This window comes from Cupriavidus sp. 05N40 (genome assembly GCF_056397305.1).
This window is the reverse complement of sequence record NZ_JBFTND010000002.1, coordinates 65,634-87,281: the sequence shown is the minus strand read 5'-3', so window position 1 is coordinate 87,281 and position 21,648 is coordinate 65,634. Positions and strand designations below refer to the sequence as shown.

The window sequence follows — 21,648 nt, the reverse complement described above, 5'->3', positions numbered from 1 at the left end:
GAACCAATATGTCCGTCACCATCTATCACAACCCTGCCTGCGCCACGTCGCGCAACACGCTGGCCATGATCCGCAATGCGGGCATTGAACCAACCGTCCTGGAATACCTGAGCTCGCCGCCGGACCGACAGACATTGCAGGCGATGATCCGCGACGCCGGGCTTACCGTGCGTGACGCGATCCGCGAGAAGGGCACCCCTTACGCCCAACTGGGCCTCTCGGATCCGGCGCTGACCAATGAGCAGTTGCTCGATGCCATGCTGGCCCATCCGATCCTGATCAACCGGCCGTTTGTCGTCACCGAGCTTGGTGTGCGCCTGTGCCGGCCGTCAGAGGCGGTGCTCGACATCCTGCCTTCGCCCCAGCAAGGCCCTTTTACCAAGGAAGACGGCGAAGTCGTGATCGACGGGCAAGGACGGAGAGTCAAGTGAACCCGGATCTGCCCAATGTCGTACCGGCCGTGCTCGATACACCGGATCTGCGCAAGCTGGAGCCGGCGCGCATCAGCGACCACCCGCCGCGCATCCTTTTGCTCTACGGTTCGCTGCGCGAGACGTCGTACAGCCGCATGCTCGTGCAGGAAGCCGAACGGATCCTGCGGCACTTCGGCGCGCAGACCCGCGTGTTCGACCCGGACGGCCTGCCGATGGCCGACAGCGTGCCAGCGGATCACCCCAAGGTGGCCGAGCTGCGCGAGCTTTCGGAGTGGTCGGAGGGTCAGGTGTGGTGCAGTCCCGAGCGCCACGGCACGCTGACTGCCGTCTTCAAGAATCAGATCGACTGGCTGCCGCTGGAGCTGGGCGGGCTGCGGCCGACACAGGGGCGTACGCTGGCCGTGATGCAGGTCTGCGGCGGCTCGCAGTCGTTCAACGCCGTCAACGCGCTGCGCGTGCTGGGGCGCTGGATGCGCATGGTGACCATCCCGAATCAGTCGTCTGTCGCCAAGGCATACCAGGAATTCGACGACAACGGCCGGATGAAGCCATCTTCCTACTATGACCGGGTGGTCGACGTCATGGAGGAACTCTACAAGTTCACGCTACTCATACGCGATCGCAGCGACTACCTGACCGACCGGTACAGCGAGCGCAAGGAAGCGGCCCCGTCAGCCGCCACGGCGCTCGCGGCGGCTGCCATGAGCCACGAGAACGAAGCCCAGGCGGGCGACAACGATAGCGGCGAAGTCGAATAAGCAGTGCCGTTGGCGTTGCGAGCATGGCGGGCAGGTGGTAACTCCGGGCATCGGCATGGGCGCAAGCCTCTGCGAAGCCGCGTCTGCCACGCTGGTCGCGCTGCACGGCAATCGTTCGCCGGGTGCCATCGCAGGGATCACGCTGATTGCAGGCTTTGCCAGCAACATCGGATGGCCGCTGCCGACTTTCATGGAGGCGCAAATACCAGCTTCGGGACGTGACAAGCGCCAGCGACAACAGCGACCCGTTGTCGCACCCTCCCCGATCCCTCGTCTCCACCTCCCTGTTTCGTACTAAACTTTCACAACTTTCTAAAAATTCGAAACAGACAAGCCATGCAACTCTCGCCCCTGGTCCAGCGCTTCGTGCTCCATTTCGGCGAAATGGGCAGCCGCTGGGGCATCAACCGCACGGTCGGGCAGATCTATGCCCTGCTGTTTACCGCCTCGCGCCCGCTCAACGCGGACGAGATCGCCGAGGCGCTGGCGTTCTCGCGCTCCAATGTCAGCATCGGCCTGAAGGAGCTGGAGTCGTGGAACCTGGTGCGGCTGTCGCACCAGCCGGGCGACCGCCGCGAGTATTTCTCGGCGCCGGACGATGTCTGGGCCATCTTCCGCACGCTGGCCGAGGAGCGCCGCCGCCGCGAGATCGACCCGACGCTGTCGATGCTGCGCGAGGTACAGCTCGAGTCGCCGACCACGGCCGACGACCGCCATGCGCAGGCGCGCATGAAGGAGATGTACGGGCTGATCGTGCTGGTGACGAGCTGGTTCGGCGATATCCAGAAGCTCGACGTGGCCACGCTGGAGAAGCTGATGAAGCTGGGCTCCAGGGTCAACAAGCTGCTGGAGGTCAAGGACAAGCTCAGCAGCGCCATCGGCGGCAAGGCGCGCGCCGGTGCCACCCCGGCTACCACGGCCACTCCGGCCCCCGAGGCAAAGCCCAAGGCCAGGCCGGCCCGTACCCGCAAGGAGTAATTGCWTGTTCTCGTCGCTCGACCCGGTGGTGCTGGCGCGCGTACAGTTTGCCGCCAACATCACCTTCCACATCCTGTTTCCCACCATCAGCATCGCGCTGACCTGGGTGCTGCTGTTCTTCAAGCTGCGCTTCAACAAGACCRGCGACGACCGCTGGATGGCGGCCTACCGTTTCTGGGTGAAGATCTTCGCGCTGACCTTCGCGCTGGGCGTGGTGAGCGGCATCACCATGAGCTTCCAGTTCGGCACCAACTGGCCGGGCTATATGGAGACCGTGGGCAACGTGGCCGGCCCCCTGCTGGCCTACGAGGTGCTGACCGCGTTTTTCCTGGAGGCCACCTTCCTCGGCATCATGCTGTTCGGCATGCGCCGCGTGAGCAACCGCACGCATACCGTCGCCACGCTGCTGGTTGCCGGCGGCACCACGCTGTCGGCGTTCTGGATCCTGGCGCTGAATTCGTGGATGCAAACCCCGGCCGGCTTCGAGATGATCGACGGCCGCGCGCACGTGACGAGCTGGCTGGCGGTGATCTTCAACCCGTCGTTCCCCTACCGCCTCGTGCACATGCTGCTGGCCTCTGGCCTGACCGTGGCGTTCCTGCTGGCAGGCATTTCGGCCTACCGCTGGCTGCGCGGCGACCGCGCGCCTGAGGTGCTGTCGTCGCTGCGCACGGGCGTGGTCATCGCGGCGGTGCTGATCCCGCTGCAGATCGTCGCTGGCGACCTGCACGGCCTCAATACGCTGCACCACCAGCCGGCCAAGATCGCCGCCATGGAAGGCATCTGGAAGACGGAGAAGGGCGCGCCCGCGGTGCTGTTCGGCCTGCCCAACGCCACCACGCAGCGCAACGATTTCGAGATCGCCATCCCCAAGCTGGCCTCGGTCTACCTGACCCACAGCGCCGACGGCGAGATCAAGGGCATCGACGCGTTCGAGGGCGCGCACCCGCCGGTGGCGCCCTTGTTCTTCGCGTTCCGCATCATGGTGGGCGTGGGCCTGCTGATGCTGGCGGTGTCGTGGACGGCGGCCTGGCAGTTGCGCCGCCACGGGCAGCCCTCGCGCTGGATGGCGCGCGCGCTGCTGGCGATGACATTCTCGGGCTGGGTGGCGCTGGTGGCGGGCTGGTACGTCACCGAGATCGGCCGCCAGCCCTACCTGGTGTACGGCGTGCTGACCACGGCGCAGGCCGCCTCCAAGGTGCCGGCCATGATGATCGGCGCCACGCTGGCGATGTACCTGGCGCTCTACGCGGCGCTGATCGCGGCGTACATCTCGGTGGTGTTCTACCTGGCGCGCAAGGCGGGCAGCCCCGACCTGGACGCGTCCGGGCTCGAAACCCCTCGCGCCGTGCTGCCCGGCGAACTGCGGAGCGCAGAATGAACGACCTGACCCAACCCGCCGGCTGGATGCCGCTGGTGTTCCTGGCCCTGATGGGCGTCTCCATGCTGATCTACGTGATCCTGGACGGCTACGACCTTGGCGTGGGCGTGCTGCTGCGCCGTGCCGACGATGCCGACAAGGACACCATGATCGCCTCGATCGGCCCGTTCTGGGATGCCAACGAGACCTGGCTGGTGCTGGGCGTGGGCTTGCTGCTCACGGCCTTCCCGATCGCGCACGGCATGATCCTCACCCAGCTCTACCTGCCGGTGGCGCTGATGCTGGCCGGGCTGATCATCCGCGGCGTGGCGTTCGATTTTCGCGTGAAGGCGCGCGCGCACCACAAGCCGTGGTGGAACCGCGCGTTCTACGCGGGCTCGCTGCTGGCCAGCTTCTCGCAGGGGCTGATGCTGGGCCTGTACATCACCGGCTTCCGGCATGGCTGGCTGGATATCGCCTTCGCGGTGGTGGTGGGGCTGTGCCTGGTGGCGGGCTATTGCTTGCTGGGCGCGGGCTGGCTGATCATGAAGACCAGCGGCAGCCTGCAGCGGCGCGCCATGTACTGGGCACGGCGCAGCCTGTGGCTGACCGGCACCGGCGTGACCCTGATCTCGGTGGTGACGCCGCTGGTGAGCCAGCGCATCTTCGACAAATGGTTCTCGCTGCCCAACATCATCCTGCTGGCGCCGATCCCGCTGGTGACGGTGGCGCTGTTCGTGATCCTCGACCGGCTGCTGCGGCGCATGCCGGCCTGGCTCGAACGCGGCAACGATCGCTGGTGCTGCGTGCCCTTCGCCGGCACCGCCGTGATCTTCCTGATGGCGTTCAACGGCCTGGCCTACAGCATCTTCCCCTACCTCGTGGTGGACAAGATCGACGTCTGGCAGGCGGCCAGCGCGCCCGAATCGCTGGGCGTGATCCTGGCGGGCGCGGCCGTGGTGCTGCCGACCATCCTGGGTTACACGCTGTACGCGTACCGTGTATTCTGGGGCAAGGCGACCGACCTGCACTACTACTGAAGCATGCGGACCGGGCGCCCGGCCCGGCAGGCGGCCATATCGACAAGGACAGACAGCAACTCATGAGCGGCTCGCAAGGCCAACAACCCGGCACGCCCCCCACCATCCCCGAGGCCGGCCCCCTGCCCCGCCGCCTGCTCAACCGCCTGCGGGCCCGCGCGGGCGCGCAGGTGCGCGGCCTCACGCGCAGCAACTCCGGTCTCAGCCTGGACTACGACAACCCGCCCGGCGACCCCGGCCTGTTCGGCCCGGACGCGGTCTGCTGGCGCGTGCACGCGGACTTTCCCGCGATGCTGGCCGGCGGCGTCAGCGCCCTGCTGCTGCAGACGCTGCACCCGCTGGCGCTGGCCGGCGTGTGGGACCACTCCACGTTCCGCACCGACATGCAGGGCCGGCTGGGCCGCACCGCGCAGTTCATCGCGGGCACCACGTATGGCAACCGCGCCGACGCGCTGGCGCTGATCGACCGCGTCAGGCGCATCCACACCCAGGTCAAGGGCACGGCGCCGGACGGCCGCCCCTACGCCGCCGACGACCCCGCGCTGCTCACCTGGGTCCACGTGGCCGAGGTCTCGAGCTTCCTCGGGGCCTACCTGCGCTATGTCGGCCCGCTCCCGCTGGCGGAGCAGGACCGCTACTACGACGAGACCGCGCGCATTGCCGAGATGCTCGGCGCCACCGGCGTGCCGCGCAGCGCGGCCGCCATCGCGGCCTACCTGGAGCGCATGCGCCCCGAACTGGTGGTAAGCGAGCGCACACATGAAGTGGTGCGGCTGGTCATGGCGATGCCCGTGGCCAGCCCGCTGCTCAAGCCGGCGGTGCGCATCATGGCCGACGCGGGCATTGCCCTGCTGCCGCGCTGGGCCCAGCGCGAGCTCGGCCTGCACGGCGCCGCGGCCCTGCGCCTGCCGGTCTCGCTGGCGGGCATGCGCATGCTGGCACCGACGCTGCGCTGGGCGCTCGGCAACGGCCTGGCCGCCCGCGCGCGCCGGCGCGCGCTCAAAGCGGCACCCGTGGCGTCGGCCCAGGCCTCCTGAGCGGCAGCATCCCTCCCTGCAGGCCTCGTCTTGCGGCGGCGCACACGTGCGCCCGCCGCTGCACGCGCTCGCGCCTGTCCCACGATCTACGCGTAAACCCCCGGATTGACTTCGCCGTCGCACCTTAATATTCTTTTATGAACGCTACGTTCATTTTTGAACATAAACAAGGTCAGGACATCGCACGGCGACAGCGCGCCACGCGCAACTGACCGCATCCCGCGACGCCCCGGAAAAGGAAAGAGCATCATGGCTTCACGAAAGATTGGCATCAACGGCGCCGGCATCGGCGGACTGGCCGCGGCGATTGCGCTGCGCAAGCTTGGCCAGGACGTGGTGGTGTTCGAGCAGGCGGCGCGCTTCGCGCGCGTCGGGGCCGACATCAACCTCACGCCGAACGCCGTGCTGGCGCTGGACGGGCTAGGCGTGGGCGACGCGCTGCGCGAGACCGCCGCGCGCCCCACCCACCGCATCAGCCGCCAGTGGGATACCGGCGAAGAGACCTCGCGCCTGGCCATGAGCGACGAGGCCGAGATCCGCTACGGCGCGCCGCAGCTCACCATGCACCGCGGCGACCTGATGACCGCGCTCGAAGGCGCGCTGCCGTCCGCGTGCGTGAAGCTGGGCAAGAAGGCCACCGAGATCATCCCGCGCGAAGCCGGCGCCACCCTGCGCTTTGCCGACGGCACGCAGGAAGACGTGGACGTGCTGATCGGCGCCGACGGCATCCACTCGGCCGTGCGCGCCGCCATCCTGGGGCCCGAGCACCCGGTGTTCACCGGCGTGGTGGCCTACCGCGCGGTGGTGCCGGCCGAGCGCCTGTCGGTGCCCAACCTGCAGGCCTTCACCAAGTGGTGGGGCCCGGAAGCGACCTCGCAGATCGTCACGTTCCCGCTCAACCGCGGACGCGAGATCTTCATCTTCGCCACGGTGGCGCAGGACGCCTGGCGCCATGAATCGTGGACCACGCCGGGCCGCGTGGAAGATGTGCGCGCGGCGTATGCCGGCTTCCACCCCGAGGCGCGCGCCCTGCTCGACGCCTGCGACGACGTGCTGATCTCCGCGCTGTACGTGCGCGACCCGCTGCCGCGATGGTCGGCGGGCCACATCGCGCTGCTGGGCGATGCGTGCCACCCGATGATGCCGTTCATGGCACAGGGCGCGGGCATGGCCATCGAGGATGGCGTGGTACTCGCGCGCTGCCTGGCCGATGCGCAGGACGGTGACGTCCCGGCCGCGCTGGCGCGCTACCAGGCCGCGCGCCACGCACGGACCAGCCGCGTGCAGATCGGCTCGCGCAGCAATGCGTGGCTCAAGGAAGGCGGCAACGCCGACTGGGTGTACGACTACAATGCGTGGCAGGTTGCGCTCGGCTGAAGCGATTCGGCGGGGCCGCACCGCGACCCGCCCACCAGGATCCATGCGCAAGACATCCAAGCCAGCCCAGAGCGCCGCGCCATCCGCGGCCGAGACCGAGACCGCCGCGCCGGCGGCCCCCGAGATCACCGGTGACGACGACAAGCCGCAACTCGTCGGCCCCGTGATCCGCGCATTGCGGCTGCTGCGCTTCGTGGCCGAGGGCGGCTCCACCGCGAACCTCAGCGAAGTCGGCCGGCGCATCGACGTCAACCGCGTCACCGTCATGCGTCTGCTCGACACGCTCGAGCACGAGGGCATGCTGGAGCGGCTGCCGCAGGGCGGCCACCAGCCCGGCTTCGATTTCCTCAAGCTCGGCGCCCGCGTGCTGGCCGGCAAGGACCTCACCGTCTTCGCGCGGCGCGTGCTGGCCAGCCTGAGCGAGTCGCTGCAGTTGTCCGCCTACCTGTGCGTGCTGGACGACGGCAATGTGCTTTACCTGCTGCGCGACATGCCGCAGACGTCGCTGGTCAGCAATATCCAGGTGGGCAGCCGCGTGCCCGCGCACCTCACCACGCCGGGCCGCATGCTGGTGGCGGGATTGTCCGACGGCGCCCTGCGCGCCTGCCTCGGCGACGAGCCGCTCGCCACGGCGACGCCGCAGAGCCCGGCCACCTACGCGCGCCTGGGCGACGTGCTCGCGGCGGACCGCGAGCGCGGCTGCGCGTGGAGCTTCTCCGGGTTCGAGCCCGGCATCGATTCCTGCGCGGCGCCGGTGTTCGATGCCAGCGGCGCCACCGTCGCCGCGATCAGCGTGGCCGGCCCCGATATCCGCTTCGAGCGCGATCCCGCGCTGCGCGAGCGCACCGAGCGCGAGGTCAGGCGCGCGGCGCGCGACCTGTCCGGGCTGCTGGGACATGCCGGCGCCACCCGCGGCGCCCGCGGCGGCAGGCAGATCGCCTAGTCGGATGGCCTAGTCGGATGGCCTAGTCGTTTTGCCGTTTCTTGGCTCTGGAAGGTGTACCGCGGCCCCGCTACATTGGCCGTACGCGCTTAAAGGAACCAGCATGAACGCACCCATCGACATCCAGCATCTCGAATCCCGGCCAGACTGGCTGGCCGCCTTCCCCGTCATGAAGGCGCTGCGGCCGCACCTGCGGGACGCGCAAGCCTTCGCCAGCCAGCTCGAGCGGCAGCACGCCCAGGGCTACCGCTTGCTGGCCGCGCGCCAGCACGGCGAGATTCTCGGCCTGGCCGGCTACCGCCTGCAGGAAAACCTGATCTACGGCCGCTTCGTCTACGTCGACGACCTCGTGGTGGCCGCATCGCTGCAGCGCTCCGGCCTCGGCGCGCGGCTGCTGGACGCGGCGCGGCAACAGGCCGTGGCACGGGACTGCACGCATTTCGTGCTCGATACCGGGCTGCACATGGCACTCGCGCAGCGCTTCTATTTCCGCCAGGGCCTGCTGGCACGCGGCATGCACTTCGTCGAAGCGCTGTCGCAAGGGAGCGAGGCATGATGCGCGCACTGCACGTGAATGCCAGCCCGCATGGCGCCGCGAGCCATGCCCACCGCCTGGCCGGCGAACTGATTGCCAGCCTGCGCGAGTCGCACGGCCCGCGCGCGACGGACTTCCCGCTGATCGTGCGCGACCTCGCGCAAGAGCCGCCGCCGGCGATCGACAAGGCCTACGCAAGCGCCATCACGATGCCACCGGGCAGCAAGCCGGACGCCGCGGCGTTGGCGTGGTCCGAGCGGCTGATCCGCGAGCTCGAGGAAACCAGCCTGCTGGTCATCAGCACGCCGATGCACAACTTCACCGTGCCGGCCTCGCTCAAGCTGTGGATCGACTACGTGCTGCGCATCCACCGCACATTCGCCGCGACGCCGGCCGGCAAGGTCGGGCTGCTGCGGGACCGGCCGACATTCGTGCTGGTCGGCTCCGGCGGCCACATTGCCGGCGAGCGCGCACGGCAGCCGGATTTCCTGACGCCATACCTGCGCCACGCGCTCGCCGCGATCGGCATCCACGACGTGAAGTTCGTGCTGCTGCAGGGACTCGTCTTCGGCGACACGGCCGTGGCCGAGGCGCTCGCGGCGGCCCGCACAAACATCGCGGCCGAGCTGCCGCGCCTGCTCGGCTAGCGCGCTGACCGGGTCCGGGCGGCCGCGGCTGGCGGGCGTCGGGGGCGCTCCCGCCCGCACCAGCCGTCTTCCGCGGCCATCCCTTTCGCGTAAAGACAAGCGGCGGCGCAAGCACGCAGCCGTGCGCGGCGCTCACGGATTGGTGCCGTCCGGACAACAGCATGAGCCCCTGTGCGTATCTACCGCCGGGACGGCGGCACTCGTACGATGCGTTCCTTGCCGCGCAACGCATTTTGCGACGGGCCACCTCGCTGTACATCGTTCCATTCGCGCCGTTACCCCGTCAACGGCACAGTCTCCCTTCGCCCGGCCGGCCGGCCAGGGCCCGGTGAATCGACAGCGATCGCGATGCCAATCACCACCGGAGCATGAAACATGAAGCGTGAACCTCTCCTCTCTGCCGACGGCGCAGGCCGGCGAAACCTGATGCTCGGCGGCGCCGCGGCAACGATCGCAACCGTCCTTCCGGCCGCCGCAGCGGCCGCCACCGGCCGCGTGCCCACGTCAGCCCCCGTTCGTGGCGCGGCCGGAAACCAGTCCGCGGACAGGATCACCACCAAAGACGGCGTCGACATCTACTATAAAGAATGGGGCCCCAGGAGCGGCCCGGCAGTCACGCTCAGCCATGGCTGGCCGCTTTGCTCGGACAGCTGGGAAAGCCAGGCATTCTTCCTTGCGTCGAACGGCTTCCGCGTGGTCGCGCATGACCGGCGCGGACACGGCCGTTCCAGCCAGCCCTGGGACGGCAACGACATGGACCACTACGCCGACGACCTGGCCACGGTCATCAATACCTTGAACCTGAAGAACGTGACGGCGATCGGCTTCTCGACGGGGGGCGGCGAGGTCGCCCGGTACATCGGCCGCCACGGCAGCGCTCGCGTGGCAAGGATCGGCCTGATCTCGGCGGTGCCGCCGCTGATGGTCAAGACCGCCGCCAACCCGGGCGGCGTGCCGATAGAGGCCTTCGACGGGATCCGCGCGGCGATGATCGCAGACCGCTCGCAGCTGTTCCGGGACATCGCGAGCGGGCCCTTCTATGGCTTCAACCGTCCCGGCGCAAAGGCATCCCAAGGGATGATCGAATCATGGTGGCTGCAGGGCATGACGGGCGGCTTCAAGAACACCTACGACTCGGTTCGCGCGTTCTCGGAAACGGACTTTACCGCGGACCTGAAGAAGTTCGACAAGCCGACGCTGATCGTGCACGGCGACGACGACCAGATCGTGCCGGTCGATGTGGGCGGGCGCGCGTCGAAGACGCTGGTCCCGCATGCCATCCTGAAGATCTACAAAGGCGCGCCGCACGGCCTGACCGAGACGCACAAGGATCAGCTCAACCAGGATCTGCTGGCCTTCCTGCGTAGCTGACCGGTCCCTCGGGAGCAGATCGGCGGGCGCACCTGTGGCCGCCGGGCTGCCTCCGGATTCCTTGCCGGCGGCCCGCACCCCGGCCCTGCGCGCTGCCACACTGCCGCGAGATGCATACCATGCACCTGGGAAAGTCGTACACGTTGTCCGAGTTCGTGTTCTGGTCGAGAAGGCAGATCTATGCCTTGCTCGTATGCGGTGCGCTGCCCATTTTCCTCTATCAGTTCCTCGGGCTGAAATGGCTGTCGATCCCGCTGCCGGTTGTCGTGCTGCTGGGCACGGCCACGTCGTTCATCGTCGGCTTCAAGAACGTGCAGACCTACAACAGGGCACTGGAGGCGCAAGAGATCTGGACTGACATCCTGAACGGCAGCCGTTTCCTGGCCGTCATCTGCCGGGACTTCCCGGCGACGCCAACGGCCGGCCGGGAACTGGTGCTGCGGCATTGTGCATGGTTGACGGCGCTGCGCTACCAACTGAGAAGCCCCAGGGTCTGGGAGAACGCCGACAAGATCTTCAACGTGGAGTACCGGAAGTACTACCGGATTTCCGAGTGGGAGATGCCGTTGGAACAGGCGCTTGCGCCGTACCTGCCGCCGGCCGAGCTTGCGTCGCTTCTGCAAGCCGACAACAAGGCAACCAGCCTGCTGGGCGCGCAGGCCGCGGCGGTCAAGCGACTCCTGGCCGCCGGCGAGATCAGCCACCCTTTCTATATGGAATTCCAACGGACGTTCCGGGAGTGCTTCCAGCAACAAGGCAGGGCGGAGCGTATCAAGGAGTATCCGTATCCCAGGCAATACGCAGTCATCAATGTCCTGTTTGTACGTTCCTTCTGCTTGCTGCTTCCCTTCGGCATCCTCGCGGAGTTCGAGAAACTCAGCGAGCGCGTTACGGGGATCATGCACGGCAACATGATCTGGCTGGTCATTCCGTTCAGCGCGATGATCTCCTGGATGTATCTCGCGCTGGAACAGGTGGGCGAAAGCACGGAGAACCCGTTCGAAGGAAACGCCAACGATGTGCCCATCACACGGATTTGCCGGCAGATCGAATGCGAACTGATGAACCTCCTGGGCGACGAGCCCGTGTCGCCCGAGCCGGAGTCGGACGGCCACATCGTTCTCTAGTCTCTAGACGAACAGCCTAGAAGGACGGGACCCCCGCAAGCTTGTCGGGATTGCGCACGACGTAGATCGTGGCGATGCGCCCCGCGTCGATGCTCAAGGCGTGTGCCGATTCGATCTTGCCGTCCACATAGCGCAGGAGGCCCGGCATGCCGTTGATGCGGGCCGCCCGGTAGCGCACCCGGCCCGGTACCGCGCGCAGGGCGGACCGGTAGACGCCGGCAATCCGGGCCGCGCCGCGCAGGACGCGCCCGCGCGATGGCCCCTTGCCGTCGCCGTCGGCAACCAGGACGGCGTCTGGCTCGAGCATGGACCGCATCGCCGTACAGTCGCCGGCGCTGGCGGCCTCCATGAAGCGCGCCAGCAATGCGCGATGTTCCTGTCTGGATGCGTCATAGCGCAGCCAGCTTGCGCGGACGTGCTCGCCGGCGCGGTCCACGATCAGGCGGCAGGCCGCGCCGGTCTTGCCGAGGAYGGCGGCGATTTCCTCGTAGTCCAGGTCGAACGCCTGGCGCAGCAGAAACGTCGCGCGCTCGTCGGGAGAGAGGCGCTCCAGGACCCAGAACAGCGCCCCGGACAAATCGCTCGCCAGTGCCGCCTCGGCCTGCGGGGTGTCTTCGCAAAGCTCGACCAGCGGCTCCGGCAGCCACCAGCCGACGTACTCCGCCTGCTCTTGCCCGCGCGAACGCGGGCGATCGATCGGCAGCCTTGTCGTGACCGTGACCAGCCATGCCTGCGCGGAAGGCATGCGGGCATGGTCAGCCTCCTGCCAGCGCAGCCATGCGTCCCTGGCCACGTCCTCGGCCTCGGCCTCGGCACGGATGCCGAGCATGCGATCGGCGATGCCGATCAGGCGGGTTTTCAGCGCGGCGAAGGTCTCTGCGATATCCATAAGCCAGGGGCCATATGAGGAACATTCACCTTAGACGCGCCAGCGCGTTGCCCTGTGACACCGGGCGGACACCGGACCTGCCGGCGCGATGCAGCGAAGTTTTCGCCATGACTGTCACAAGCGTGTCCTGCCCGCCGTCTTACGGATAAGCAAGGCGCAGAGGGCTCCTGCCAAACAAGACGAAAGGTAAATATCATGACTGCAGCACGTATGGACTTCTTCAATCTGGCGCCGGCGAACCTGAAGGCGATGATCAATCTCTCCGGCTCCGTCAAGCAGAGCTCGCTCGGGCCCCGCCTGGTGGAACTGGTGCAGTTGCGCGTATCCCAGATCAATGGTTGCGGCATGTGCATCGACATGCACTGGCGCGACCTGGTCAAGCAAGGACTTGATCCGCGCCATCTCAATGCCGTGGCCGGCTGGCGCGAAGCACCGTTCTTCAACGCCCGCGAGCGCGCCGCGCTGGCCTGGGCGGAAGCCGTCAACGCACTGCCGCATCGCGACGACACGGATGCGGTCTACCCGGAGCTGCGCGAGCAATTCAGCGAGACCGAGATTGCCGAACTGCTGTACACCATCGCGGCGATCCGTGGCTGGAACGTCATGAACCTGAGCCTGCGCAACCAGATTCCGGAAGTGCCGGCGCCTGGCTTCTGATCGACCCGCAGGTCCACGCCACCCTGGCACGGTGCCCTGCGCGCATGCGCGGCGCGTTTCCGTGCACGCACCAATCGGCCCGCCTCGCGTCCTGTCCGGTGCCGGCTGTCGCGGCAATCGCGCGCGCCATGCGCAGGGCATGGTCGGACGCAAGCGATTGGTGCCGAACGGGAAACAATGTGATCCCCGCGGCGTATCTAGCGCAGCACGGCTTCGACACCTAGGATTCGTCGTGTCCGGCGGATATGGCCGGCGCCCTGGCCCTCCGGGGCCGTATCTTCAAGTTCGCCAGGAAAACATCATGACGCAACGCCTGAACTACATGCAGCAATCCCCCGAGCTCCTCAAGAAGCTTATCGGAGTCAGCATGCTGCTGAATGACTCGAAGATCGAGCCGAACATCCGCCACCTGGTCGAGATCCGCGCATCGCAGATCAACGGCTGCGCCTTCTGTGTCGACATGCATATCAAGCAAGCGCGCATTCACGGCGAACGCGAACTGCGCCTGCACCACCTCGCCATCTGGCGCGAATCGACGTTGTTCGCGCCGCGCGAACGCGCGGCACTCGCATGGACGGAAGTGCTGACCAAGATTCCCGAGCATGGGGTGCCGGACGAGCTCTACGAGCGCGTGCTCACGCAGTTCTCGGAGAAGGAGCTTTCCGACCTGACGTTCCTGGTGATGGCGATCAACGCCTGGAACCGCGCCAACGTGGCCTTCCGTACCTCCCCTGGCTCGGCCGACAAGGAGTATGGTCTGGACAAKGCCAACCTGGAGTGATGCCATGAAGTTCACCAAGCGATTCACGGCTGCGCTGTTCCTGCTGTCCTCGCTCGCGGGCGTGCAGTCCGCCAACGCCGCACAGGACGCACACGACGCACACGACGCCATCGTCACGCCCGTGCTTACGCAGCCTTTGCCCGAATTCCCCGGCAAGGAGGCGCTGATGATCACCGTGGTCTATCCGCCCGGCAGCAAGGATCCCGTACACCGGCACAACGCGCATGCCTTCATCTATGTGCTGGAGGGCAAGATCATCATGGCCGTCAAGGGTGGCAAGGAAGTCACCCTGACGCCGGGCCAGACCTGGCATGAAGGCCCGGACGACGTGCACACGGTGGGAAGGAACGCCAGCAACACAAAGCCGGCCAAGTTCGTCGTGCTGCTGATCAAGGACAAGGACGCACCGGTGCTGGTCCCGGAAAAATAGCCGGCGCCTGTCACACGCGGGCGGTATCCAACGTCTTGCGGGCATGGATATTTCTTTTATCGCCCCGGACTTGCCCGGCGATGCGCTCGCCACCAGTTTCGCAACGAGTTACGCCGGTGTGATCGCCTTTATTGCCGTCGTCAGCGAAGGCAGCTTCGCCAAGGCTGGCGTCCGCCTCGGGATCGGCCGTTCCGCGGTCAGCCGCAACGTGCAGAAGCTTGAGACGCAACTCGACGCGCGGCTGTTCGTGCGCACGACGCGCTGTACCTCGCTGACGCGCGAAGGGAAGCTGTTCTACGACAACTGCCGTCCGGCCATCGAGCGCATCGCGCAGGCACTCGGGGACATGCGCGAGCTGCGCAACGGCCCCCCGCGCGGTCATCTGCGCGTGCGGGCAACGACAGGGTTCGGACGCAAGATTGTGGCGCCCCTGCTCTGCGGATTCCACGCCAGGTACCCGGAAATCTCGCTGGACGTTCAGCTCGACGACCGCCCCGCCGATTTCGCGGCGGACCGCATCGACGTCGCATTTCGCGACGGCAGAATGGAAGACAGCCAGGTGATTGCCCGGCAGCTGATTCCGATGCAGATGCTGGTCTGCGCCTCGCCGGCATATGCACGCATGCACGGGTTGCCGGACTCCATCGACGACATTGCCCGCCATCCTTGCATCAACCTGCGGACCGCGGGCGGCCGCGTGCGGAGCTGGGAGTTCAAGGCCGACGGCGCTGGCATCACGCTGCTGCCGCCTTCGCGGCTGACATTCAACGATGCGGACCTGGTGCTGCAGGCGGTGCTCCGCGGCCAGGGCATTGCGCAGCTGGCGGCCTACCAGATCCGCGAGCTGCTTCGCACGGAACAGCTCGTGCACTGCCTTGCCGGCCATGCACCCGACGACAGCGGCCACTACGTGTGCTATCTCAGCCGCAAGCATCTCCCGGCGCGGGTCCGGGTGTTCGTCGACTACATCGCGGAGCAGACGCGGCTGCTCGATCTCCGGATCCCGCTTGCCTGATGGTGTCCCGGAGACAACAGGGTGTGTTGCGGTGCGCGCCTGCTCCGGCCGGGTCGCCGCGCCTGCCAAGGAACGCCGGCACGCCCTGCAAAGGCCGCGCCCGCGCCGCCCGAAACTATGTGGATAGCATGCCTTTAGATGACCGCCTCGAGATGACGAGGCTTCGTGCTGCGGAAGCAGCCCAGCGGGATGATGCACGGTTGTGGAGGTGGTTCTCCGACAGCATGGAGGACCGCAGCATCTCGTGCCGGCTCACGCGCCAGGACGCCTGGCAGATCAGCGTGAACGGGTGCAAGATTGCGCTCGACAAATCATTCGACGTTGCCGTGCGGACTGCGTACGCGCTTCTGAAGCCGCTGGCTTGCCGGCCGCCGATGCAACCGGCGGCCGACCCGCGCGATTCGCGGCAAACCGCTCCCGTTGCCGAGAGCCAATAGCCGACAGCCGACAGCCAATTGCCGGCCGCCGGCCCTCAGCCGCGCAACTCCTCGCGCAAGCGGAACTTCTGGATTTTCCCGGCCGGCGTGCACGGCAGCGCCTCCCGCACCACCAGCCGCTCCGGCACATACTGCTGGGTCAGCTTGTGCGCCTTGAGATAGGCGGCCATGGCGGCCATGTCGAACGCGCAGCCCGGCCGCGTCACCACGAATGCGCAGGCGCGCTCGCCCAGCCGCTCGTCCGGGTAGGCCACGATGGCCACTTGCGAAACGGCGGGATGGCGGTACAGCAATGCCTCGACCTCCACCACGGGAATGTTCTCGCCACCGCGGATGATCACGTCCTTGCTGCGCCCGTCGATGCGGATGAAGCCGTGCGCATCGATCCGGGCCAGGTCACCGGTATCGAACCAGCCGTCGGCGTCGGTGTCGTTCAGGTGCGGGCGCCGCAGGTAGCCGCCGAAGTTCGAGCACGAGCGCACCAGCAGCCTGCCGGTTGCGCCGGCGGGCTGCTCCGTACCGGCTGCGTCCACCACGCGCACCGCCACCCCGGGCAGCGGGCAGCCGTCGGTGTTGACGGCACGCTCGTCGTCATCGTCCAGGCGCGTGGTRGTGACCGCGCCCATCTCCGTCATGCCCCACGCCGACACCACCTTGGCCCCGAGCGCTGCGCGCGCCTGCTCGACCAGGGCGCCGGGAATCGGCGCGCCGGCGCACAGGAAGGTGCGCAACGTCGGGATCGCCAGGCCCGTATCGGCTACGGCCCTGGCCAGGTCGGAGAGGAACGGCGTGGACGCCATGGTAAAGCTCACGCCTTCCCCGCGGATCAGCTCCAGCGCCCTGCGCGGCTCCCAGGTATCGAGCAGCACCACACTGGCGCCGAGCATGAGCGGCATCATCAGCCCGTACATGAAGCCGGTCTGGTGCGCCATGGGCGAGGCCATCAGGATCACGTCGCCGCTGCCCAGGCGCATGCGTTGCGCGTAGGGCACGATATTGGCCATCAGCGTATTGGCCGAGTGCAGCACGCCCTTGGGCTCGCCGGTGGTGCCGGAGGTGTAGATCAGTTGAGTGATGTCATCGGGCCCGGGGCGATGATGCACTGGCGGCGCAGGCGCATCGTCGCCCGCCTGCAGCAGGGCTTCGAAGGCATTGGCGCCGGCGCCGCCGATCACCAGCAGGTGCTGCAGGTCCGGCAGCGACGCGCGCAGGCCTTCGAGCATGCCCTCATGGTCAAACCCGCGGAAGCGCCTGGGCACCACCACCACCTTGCTGGCGGCGTGCCGAAGCATGAACGACAGCTCGCGCTCGCGCAGGATCGGCATGAGCGGATTGAGCACCGCGCCCAGCCGCGAGCACGCCAGGTACAGCGCGGTGAACTCCCACCAGTTCGGCAGCTGGCAAGACACCACATCGTCCCGCCCCACGCCGAGCCGGGCCAGCCCGGCGGCGATCCGGTCCGCGCGGCCGGCAAGCTCGCGGTAGCTCAGCCGCACGGTGGCGCCGGTTTCCGCGCGCACCGCGCTCAGCGCAGTCTTGTCCGGCCAGCGGGACACGCAATCGTCCAGCGCATCATTGATGGTGCGGTCCGGCCACAAGCCCTGCGCGATGCTGGCGGCGCGGCGCGGTGGCAGCAGGATGGCGTCGAATGCCATGGCGTGTCTCCTCGTTGCTGTCGTTGTCATGGATGGCGCAAGCGCAGGTCAGGCCGGCACCGCGTCCCGGCCCGCGCGCGTGCGGGCGATGATGGTCTTCATGATCTGCGCGGTGCCGTCGCCGATCTGGAAACCGAGCACGTCGCGCAGGCGCTGCTCCATCGGGCCGCGGTCGTAGCCGCCGTGGCCGAACGACAGCAGGCACTGGTGCACCACGTCGTAGGCGAGCTTGGGCGCCCACCACTTGCACATCGCGGCTTCGGCCGTATGCGGCAGTTCGCGGTCCTTCATCCACAGCGTCTGCAGGCACAGCAGGCGCGCGGCCGTCACCTGCGTCTCGAAATCCGCCAGCGGATGCGACACGCCCTGGAACGCCGACAGCGGCTTGCCGAACGCCTCGCGCTGCGCCACGTATTCCCAGGTTTCGTCGAGGCTCGCCTTGGCCACCGCCAGCACCTGCAGGCCGATCAGCGCACGCGAGAAATCGAAGCCCTGCATCACCTGCACGAAGCCCTGGCCCTCCTTGCCGAGCAGGTGACTGACCGGGACGCGCACGTTCTCGAAGAAGATCGAGCCGCGGCCGATGGCGCGCTGGCCATGGCAATCGAAGCGGCTGGTGGTGATGCCCGGCAGGTCCATCGGCACCAGCAGCGCCGAGACGCCGCGCGCGCCGGCCTCTACCGTGCCGGAGCGCGCGAACACGACGGCGGCGTCGGCCTGGTCGGCGGCGGAGATGGAGGTCTTTTCGCCATTGAGGACGTAGTGGTCGCCATCGCGCTCCATGCGCAGGCGCAGGCTGGCCGCGTCGGAGCCGCCGCGCGGCTCGGTCAGCGCAATGGCGAACAGCGCTTCGCCCCGGGTCAGGCGCTGCAGCCAGGGGCGTGCGATCTCCGGCGCGGCATGCTGGGCCAGGATCTGCCCGTTCAGCGAGGCCAGCAGGTTGATGTAGGAAATGCTGAGGTCCGCGCGCGCCACCGCTTCGTGGATCACGCCGGCCGCCAGGCAGCCGAGGCCCTGCCCGCCGTACTGTTCGGGCAGTTCGGGCGCGATGAAGCCCATCTGGCCCATGTCGCGCATCAGCGCGCGGTCCAGCACGCGGGTCCGGTCGCGCTCCAGAAATCCGGGCGCGATGCGGTCGGTGGCAAAGCGCCGGGCATGGTCGGCCAGTGCGGCCAGGTCTTCGTCGAGATAGGGGTTCATGATGTCTGCGGCCTGCGGAATGTTGTATTGACGCGCGCCCGCCGGCCGGGCCGTGCGGGCGTRCAGCGCGTACCGTGGAGGCGCGCGGCTTACTTCGCGTACCTGCGGAAGTCCGGCTTGCGCTTTTCCTGGAAGGCCGTCACGCCTTCGCGCGATTCTTCCGTGTCGTAGTAGAGCTTGAGCGCATACATGCCCATGCCGGCGATGCCACTCTGCTGGGCAGTGTCCATGTTGAAGCTGCGCTTGGCGATGGCCAGCGCCGTGGGGCTCTTCTCCATGATCTCGTCGCACCATTTCTGCACTTCGGCATCGAGCTGCCCGTGCGGCACGACTGCGTTGACCAGGCCCATGGCCAGCGCCTCGGCGGCCGGGTAGCGCCGGCACAGGTACCAGATCTCGCGCGCCTTCTTCTCGCCCACCACGCGCGCCAGGAACGCCGTGCCGTAGCCGGGATCGACCGAGCCCACCTTCGGCCCCACCTGCCCGAACACGGCCTTGTCCGAGGCGATGGTGAGATCGCAGATGGTGCACAGCACATTGCCGCCGCCGATGGCATAGCCCTGCACGCGCGCGATGACTGGCTTGGGCACGTCGCGGATGGCGTTGTGCAGTTCTTCCATCGGCAGGCCGATGGTGCCGCGGCCGTCGTACTGGCCTTCGTGGGCGGACTGGTCGCCGCCGGTGCAGAAGGCCTTCTCGCCGGCGCCCGCGAGCACGATGGCACCGATGGCACGGTCGTAGCCGGCGCGGTTGATGGCGTGGATCAGCTCGTCGCAGGTGCGCCCGCGGAAGGCATTCATCTTCTCGGGGCGGTTGATGGTGATCCACGCCGCGCCGTTGCGCACTTCATACAGGATGTCTTCGTAGTTCATGGTGCTTGTCTCCAGGGTTTCGTTGGCGAGTGCGGGCTCAGCCGTTCATGGTCAGGCCGCCCGACACGCTGAGCACCTGCCCGGTGACAAAGGCAGCGTCGTCGCTGGCAAAGAACACGATGGCGCCGGGCAGGTCGTCCGGCTGGCCGATGCGGCCCAGCGGGATCGAACGCGTGAACGCCTCGATCAGCTTTTCCGGGTTGCCCGCGCCCTGCTTGTAGTCCTCGAACAGCGCGGTGTCGGTCGGCCCCGGGCACACCACGTTGACGGTGATGCCGTGGCGCGCGTGCTCGCGTGCGATGGTCTTGGAGAAGGACACCAGCCCGCCCTTGCACGCGGCGTAGACCGCCTCGCCGGACGAGCCCACGCGCGCCGCGTCGGAGGCGATATTGACGATGCGCCCGCGCCTGCGCTCCACCATGCCGGGCAGCACGGCGTGGTGCATGTGCAGCGCCCCGGTCAGGTTGATGGCGATCAGGCGGTCCCATTGCGCCGGCTCGGTCTTGGTGAACGGCTTGAACACATCCCAGCCGGCGTTGTTCACCAGCACGTCGACCGGACCGAACTTGTCGACGACCGCGGCTACCGCGGCGTCCACGCTGGCGCGATCCGTGATGTCGCAGCGAAACGCCTCCGCGCGGCCGCCTTCGGCGCGGATCTGCTGCGCCACCCGGTCTGCCGCTTCGGGGTTGAGGTCCAGCACCGCCACCGCGGCGCCCTCGCGAGCGAAGCGCCGGCAGCTTGCCCCGCCGATGCCGCCGCCGCCGCCGGTCACGATGACCGTCTTGCCTTCAAGTCTTTGCACAATGTTCTCCTTTCAGGGTCCCGGGTGCTATCGTGCGGCTGAAGCGCCGCGCGGCACCGTTTAAATAGGTAAATATGTTGACGTATATTAGGAGGACATCTGGAACAATGCAAGCCCGCCTCATCAGGAAATAGCCATGGTTAACCCCGAATTTGACGATGAACTTGGGCCATCCGCACGCACGGAGATGGCGAACAGGTTGTTCTTCCGCCTGTACCAATGTGCAAATATGTTGCATAAAACGGGATCGAGAGCCGTAGAGGCGGAGGGCCTCACCACGCAGCAGTGGGCGGTGCTCGGCGCGCTGTCGCGACCGCAGGCGGCCGCGGGAATGAGCGTGGGCGACCTCGCCCGCTACCTGATGGTGAGCCGGCAGAACCTGTCGGGCCTGGTGAGCCGCATGGAGCGCGACGGGCACCTGAGCATGGCTCCCGACGGACGCGACCGGCGTTCGCGGCTGGTCACCATGACCGAGAGCGGACGCGACGTGTGGCTACGCCTGGCCCAGCCCAAGATCCGCGACTACTACGYGCGGGCGCTGACCGATTTCTCGACAGGGGATATCACCCACACGCTGCACTACTTGCTCAAGCTGCTGGAGAACATGAAAGCGCTGGATGACGAAGGGACCGCCGCGCAGGACACGCAGGATTGAAGGCGCGATCATGCGAAGGCGCGGTGGCGGGCGCGGTATGGGCGGCGATATTCCCCGCGTTCTCAATACAGAAACGATTGGCGTCTGCCGCCTTCCAGCGCGAATTTGTCTATGGCCAGTCTGCCAGTCTCACGTATTGACGAGACCAGGGTTACCCCAGAAATTCATCAAGGTGTGCCAGAAGGAACACCTGAGACCGGCCCACGGCTGGCCTAGACTTCAGGCAGGCGCCCAGCCCGGCGCCAGGCATCCGTGCCGCGGTCGCGCCATGGGCCTGCCGCCGCGGGGCCCGCAAGGGGGGCTATCGTGCAAGGCTTCCAGCTGACACTCTTCACCATCGAAAACCGCCGGCATCACGGCAAGCAGTTGTCGCACTGGCTGCTGCAGGTCCTGCGCGAGCTGCGCATCCGCGGCGCCACGCACCTGGTGGCGGCCGAAGGCATCGGCCACGACCGCCGCTTTCATAGCTGGCATTTCCTGGAACTGGCCGACCGGCCGGAAGAAATCACCGTCATCGCCACCGGCGAGGAAGTGGAGCGCCTGTTCGCGCGGCTGGCGGAGGAAGACGTGCAGGTGTTCTATGCCAAGACGCCGGTCGAGTTCGGCTTTCTCGGCAAAGGCGCGACGGGGGCCGACAGCCCGTGA

At 67.5% G+C, this 21,648-nt stretch carries 24 protein-coding genes and 1 pseudogene; 20 read left to right on the top strand and 5 right to left on the bottom strand.

The genetic code is table 11. The features are described from left to right. Positions 1 to 8: 8 nt before the first annotated feature. The 13 genes and pseudogenes from arsC to AC1DO7_RS00955 all read left to right on the top strand — a co-directional run bounded on the left by arsC (position 9) and on the right by AC1DO7_RS00955 (position 11,607). Positions 9 to 431: an arsenate reductase (glutaredoxin) gene (gene arsC / locus AC1DO7_RS01015; RefSeq protein ID WP_441613986.1), complete on the top strand. Its 423-nt coding sequence runs from the start codon at positions 9 to 11 to the stop codon at positions 429 to 431. Then, a complete protein-coding gene (gene arsH / locus AC1DO7_RS01010) occupies positions 428 to 1,192 on the top strand; it encodes an arsenical resistance protein ArsH (protein WP_441613985.1) in 765 nt (254 codons plus the stop codon). The genes arsC and arsH overlap by 4 nt, the downstream gene beginning before the upstream one ends. 46 nt (positions 1,193 to 1,238) lie before the next feature. Continuing rightward, positions 1,239 to 1,397: pseudogene (locus AC1DO7_RS01005) on the top strand (MFS transporter); the annotation flags it as partial. 131 nt (positions 1,398 to 1,528) lie between these two features. Continuing rightward, positions 1,529 to 2,170, top strand: coding sequence for a GbsR/MarR family transcriptional regulator (locus AC1DO7_RS01000; protein ID WP_441613984.1), 642 nt, complete (start codon positions 1,529 to 1,531; stop codon positions 2,168 to 2,170). Between the two features lie 4 nt (positions 2,171 to 2,174). Continuing rightward, positions 2,175 to 3,551, top strand: a complete 1,377-nt coding sequence (locus AC1DO7_RS00995) for a cytochrome ubiquinol oxidase subunit I (protein ID WP_477115703.1) — start codon at positions 2,175 to 2,177, stop codon at positions 3,549 to 3,551. Beyond that, positions 3,548 to 4,570 carry a cytochrome d ubiquinol oxidase subunit II gene (locus AC1DO7_RS00990; RefSeq protein ID WP_441613982.1) on the top strand — a complete coding sequence of 341 codons (1,023 nt, stop codon included), beginning with the start codon at positions 3,548 to 3,550 and terminating at the stop codon, positions 4,568 to 4,570. Before AC1DO7_RS00995 ends, AC1DO7_RS00990 begins: the two co-directional genes overlap by 4 nt. 62 nt (positions 4,571 to 4,632) lie before the next feature. Further along, positions 4,633 to 5,607, top strand: coding sequence for an oxygenase MpaB family protein (locus tag AC1DO7_RS00985; RefSeq protein WP_441613981.1), 975 nt, complete (start codon positions 4,633 to 4,635; stop codon positions 5,605 to 5,607). A gap of 249 nt (positions 5,608 to 5,856) precedes the next feature. Continuing rightward, complete coding sequence (locus tag AC1DO7_RS00980) at positions 5,857 to 6,984, top strand: FAD-dependent monooxygenase (RefSeq protein ID WP_441613980.1); 1,128 nt, start codon at positions 5,857 to 5,859, stop codon at positions 6,982 to 6,984. Positions 6,985 to 7,027: 43 nt separating this feature from the next. After that, positions 7,028 to 7,927, top strand: coding sequence for an IclR family transcriptional regulator (locus AC1DO7_RS00975; protein ID WP_441613979.1), 900 nt, complete (start codon positions 7,028 to 7,030; stop codon positions 7,925 to 7,927). 103 nt (positions 7,928 to 8,030) lie between these two features. Beyond that, the gene (locus AC1DO7_RS00970; RefSeq protein WP_441643211.1) at positions 8,031 to 8,483 is read left to right on the top strand and encodes a GNAT family N-acetyltransferase; all 453 of its coding nucleotides are present in this window, start codon (positions 8,031 to 8,033) and stop codon (positions 8,481 to 8,483) included. After that, the gene (locus AC1DO7_RS00965) at positions 8,483 to 9,109 is read left to right on the top strand and encodes an FMN-dependent NADH-azoreductase (protein WP_441614072.1); all 627 of its coding nucleotides are present in this window, start codon (positions 8,483 to 8,485) and stop codon (positions 9,107 to 9,109) included. Before AC1DO7_RS00970 ends, AC1DO7_RS00965 begins: the two co-directional genes overlap by 1 nt. Before the next feature lie 375 nt (positions 9,110 to 9,484). Then, positions 9,485 to 10,480 carry an alpha/beta fold hydrolase gene (locus AC1DO7_RS00960; protein WP_441649728.1) on the top strand — a complete coding sequence of 332 codons (996 nt, stop codon included), beginning with the start codon at positions 9,485 to 9,487 and terminating at the stop codon, positions 10,478 to 10,480. Positions 10,481 to 10,599: 119 nt separating this feature from the next. After that, positions 10,600 to 11,607, top strand: a complete 1,008-nt coding sequence (locus AC1DO7_RS00955) for a bestrophin family protein (protein WP_441613976.1) — start codon at positions 10,600 to 10,602, stop codon at positions 11,605 to 11,607. Positions 11,608 to 11,623: 16 nt separating this feature from the next. Here AC1DO7_RS00955 and AC1DO7_RS00950 read toward each other — a convergent pair whose 3' ends face one another. After that, positions 11,624 to 12,496: a sigma factor-like helix-turn-helix DNA-binding protein gene (locus AC1DO7_RS00950; RefSeq protein WP_477115689.1), complete on the bottom strand. Its 873-nt coding sequence runs from the start codon at positions 12,494 to 12,496 to the stop codon at positions 11,624 to 11,626. A gap of 195 nt (positions 12,497 to 12,691) precedes the next feature. Between AC1DO7_RS00950 and AC1DO7_RS00945 the strand changes: the two genes are divergently transcribed. The 5 genes from AC1DO7_RS00945 (at position 12,692) to AC1DO7_RS00925 (ending at position 15,816) form a co-directional block, all read left to right on the top strand. Further along, positions 12,692 to 13,153, top strand: coding sequence for a carboxymuconolactone decarboxylase family protein (locus AC1DO7_RS00945; protein WP_441613974.1), 462 nt, complete (start codon positions 12,692 to 12,694; stop codon positions 13,151 to 13,153). A gap of 301 nt (positions 13,154 to 13,454) precedes the next feature. Continuing rightward, positions 13,455 to 13,934, top strand: a complete 480-nt coding sequence (locus tag AC1DO7_RS00940; RefSeq protein ID WP_477115688.1) for a carboxymuconolactone decarboxylase family protein — start codon at positions 13,455 to 13,457, stop codon at positions 13,932 to 13,934. 4 nt (positions 13,935 to 13,938) lie between these two features. Then, on the top strand, positions 13,939 to 14,364 hold the full coding sequence (locus tag AC1DO7_RS00935) for a cupin domain-containing protein (protein ID WP_441613972.1): 426 nt from the start codon (positions 13,939 to 13,941) through the stop codon (positions 14,362 to 14,364). A 43-nt stretch (positions 14,365 to 14,407) separates the two neighbouring features. After that, positions 14,408 to 15,379 carry a LysR family transcriptional regulator gene (locus AC1DO7_RS00930; protein ID WP_441613971.1) on the top strand — a complete coding sequence of 324 codons (972 nt, stop codon included), beginning with the start codon at positions 14,408 to 14,410 and terminating at the stop codon, positions 15,377 to 15,379. A 128-nt stretch (positions 15,380 to 15,507) separates the two neighbouring features. Next, the gene (locus AC1DO7_RS00925) at positions 15,508 to 15,816 is read left to right on the top strand and encodes a hypothetical protein (RefSeq protein WP_441613970.1); all 309 of its coding nucleotides are present in this window, start codon (positions 15,508 to 15,510) and stop codon (positions 15,814 to 15,816) included. Between the two features lie 35 nt (positions 15,817 to 15,851). On the opposite strand, the gene aliA is transcribed toward AC1DO7_RS00925, so the two are convergent. The 4 genes from aliA to badH all read right to left on the bottom strand — a co-directional run bounded on the left by aliA (position 15,852) and on the right by badH (position 20,348). Further along, the gene (aliA, locus tag AC1DO7_RS00920; protein WP_441613969.1) at positions 15,852 to 17,471 is read right to left on the bottom strand and encodes a cyclohexanecarboxylate-CoA ligase; all 1,620 of its coding nucleotides are present in this window, start codon (positions 17,469 to 17,471) and stop codon (positions 15,852 to 15,854) included. Positions 17,472 to 17,519: 48 nt separating this feature from the next. Then, positions 17,520 to 18,671, bottom strand: a complete 1,152-nt coding sequence (gene aliB / locus AC1DO7_RS00915; protein ID WP_441613968.1) for a cyclohexanecarboxyl-CoA dehydrogenase — start codon at positions 18,669 to 18,671, stop codon at positions 17,520 to 17,522. Between the two features lie 89 nt (positions 18,672 to 18,760). Continuing rightward, a complete protein-coding gene (badI, locus tag AC1DO7_RS00910; protein ID WP_441613967.1) occupies positions 18,761 to 19,543 on the bottom strand; it encodes a 2-ketocyclohexanecarboxyl-CoA hydrolase in 783 nt (260 codons plus the stop codon). A 37-nt stretch (positions 19,544 to 19,580) separates the two neighbouring features. Beyond that, positions 19,581 to 20,348: a 2-hydroxycyclohexanecarboxyl-CoA dehydrogenase gene (gene badH, locus AC1DO7_RS00905; protein ID WP_441613966.1), complete on the bottom strand. Its 768-nt coding sequence runs from the start codon at positions 20,346 to 20,348 to the stop codon at positions 19,581 to 19,583. A 136-nt stretch (positions 20,349 to 20,484) separates the two neighbouring features. Between badH and AC1DO7_RS00900 the strand changes: the two genes are divergently transcribed. After that, positions 20,485 to 21,003, top strand: a complete 519-nt coding sequence (locus AC1DO7_RS00900; RefSeq protein WP_477115687.1) for a MarR family winged helix-turn-helix transcriptional regulator — start codon at positions 20,485 to 20,487, stop codon at positions 21,001 to 21,003. Positions 21,004 to 21,309: 306 nt separating this feature from the next. Beyond that, a complete protein-coding gene (locus AC1DO7_RS00895) occupies positions 21,310 to 21,648 on the top strand; it encodes a DUF190 domain-containing protein (RefSeq protein WP_441613964.1) in 339 nt (112 codons plus the stop codon).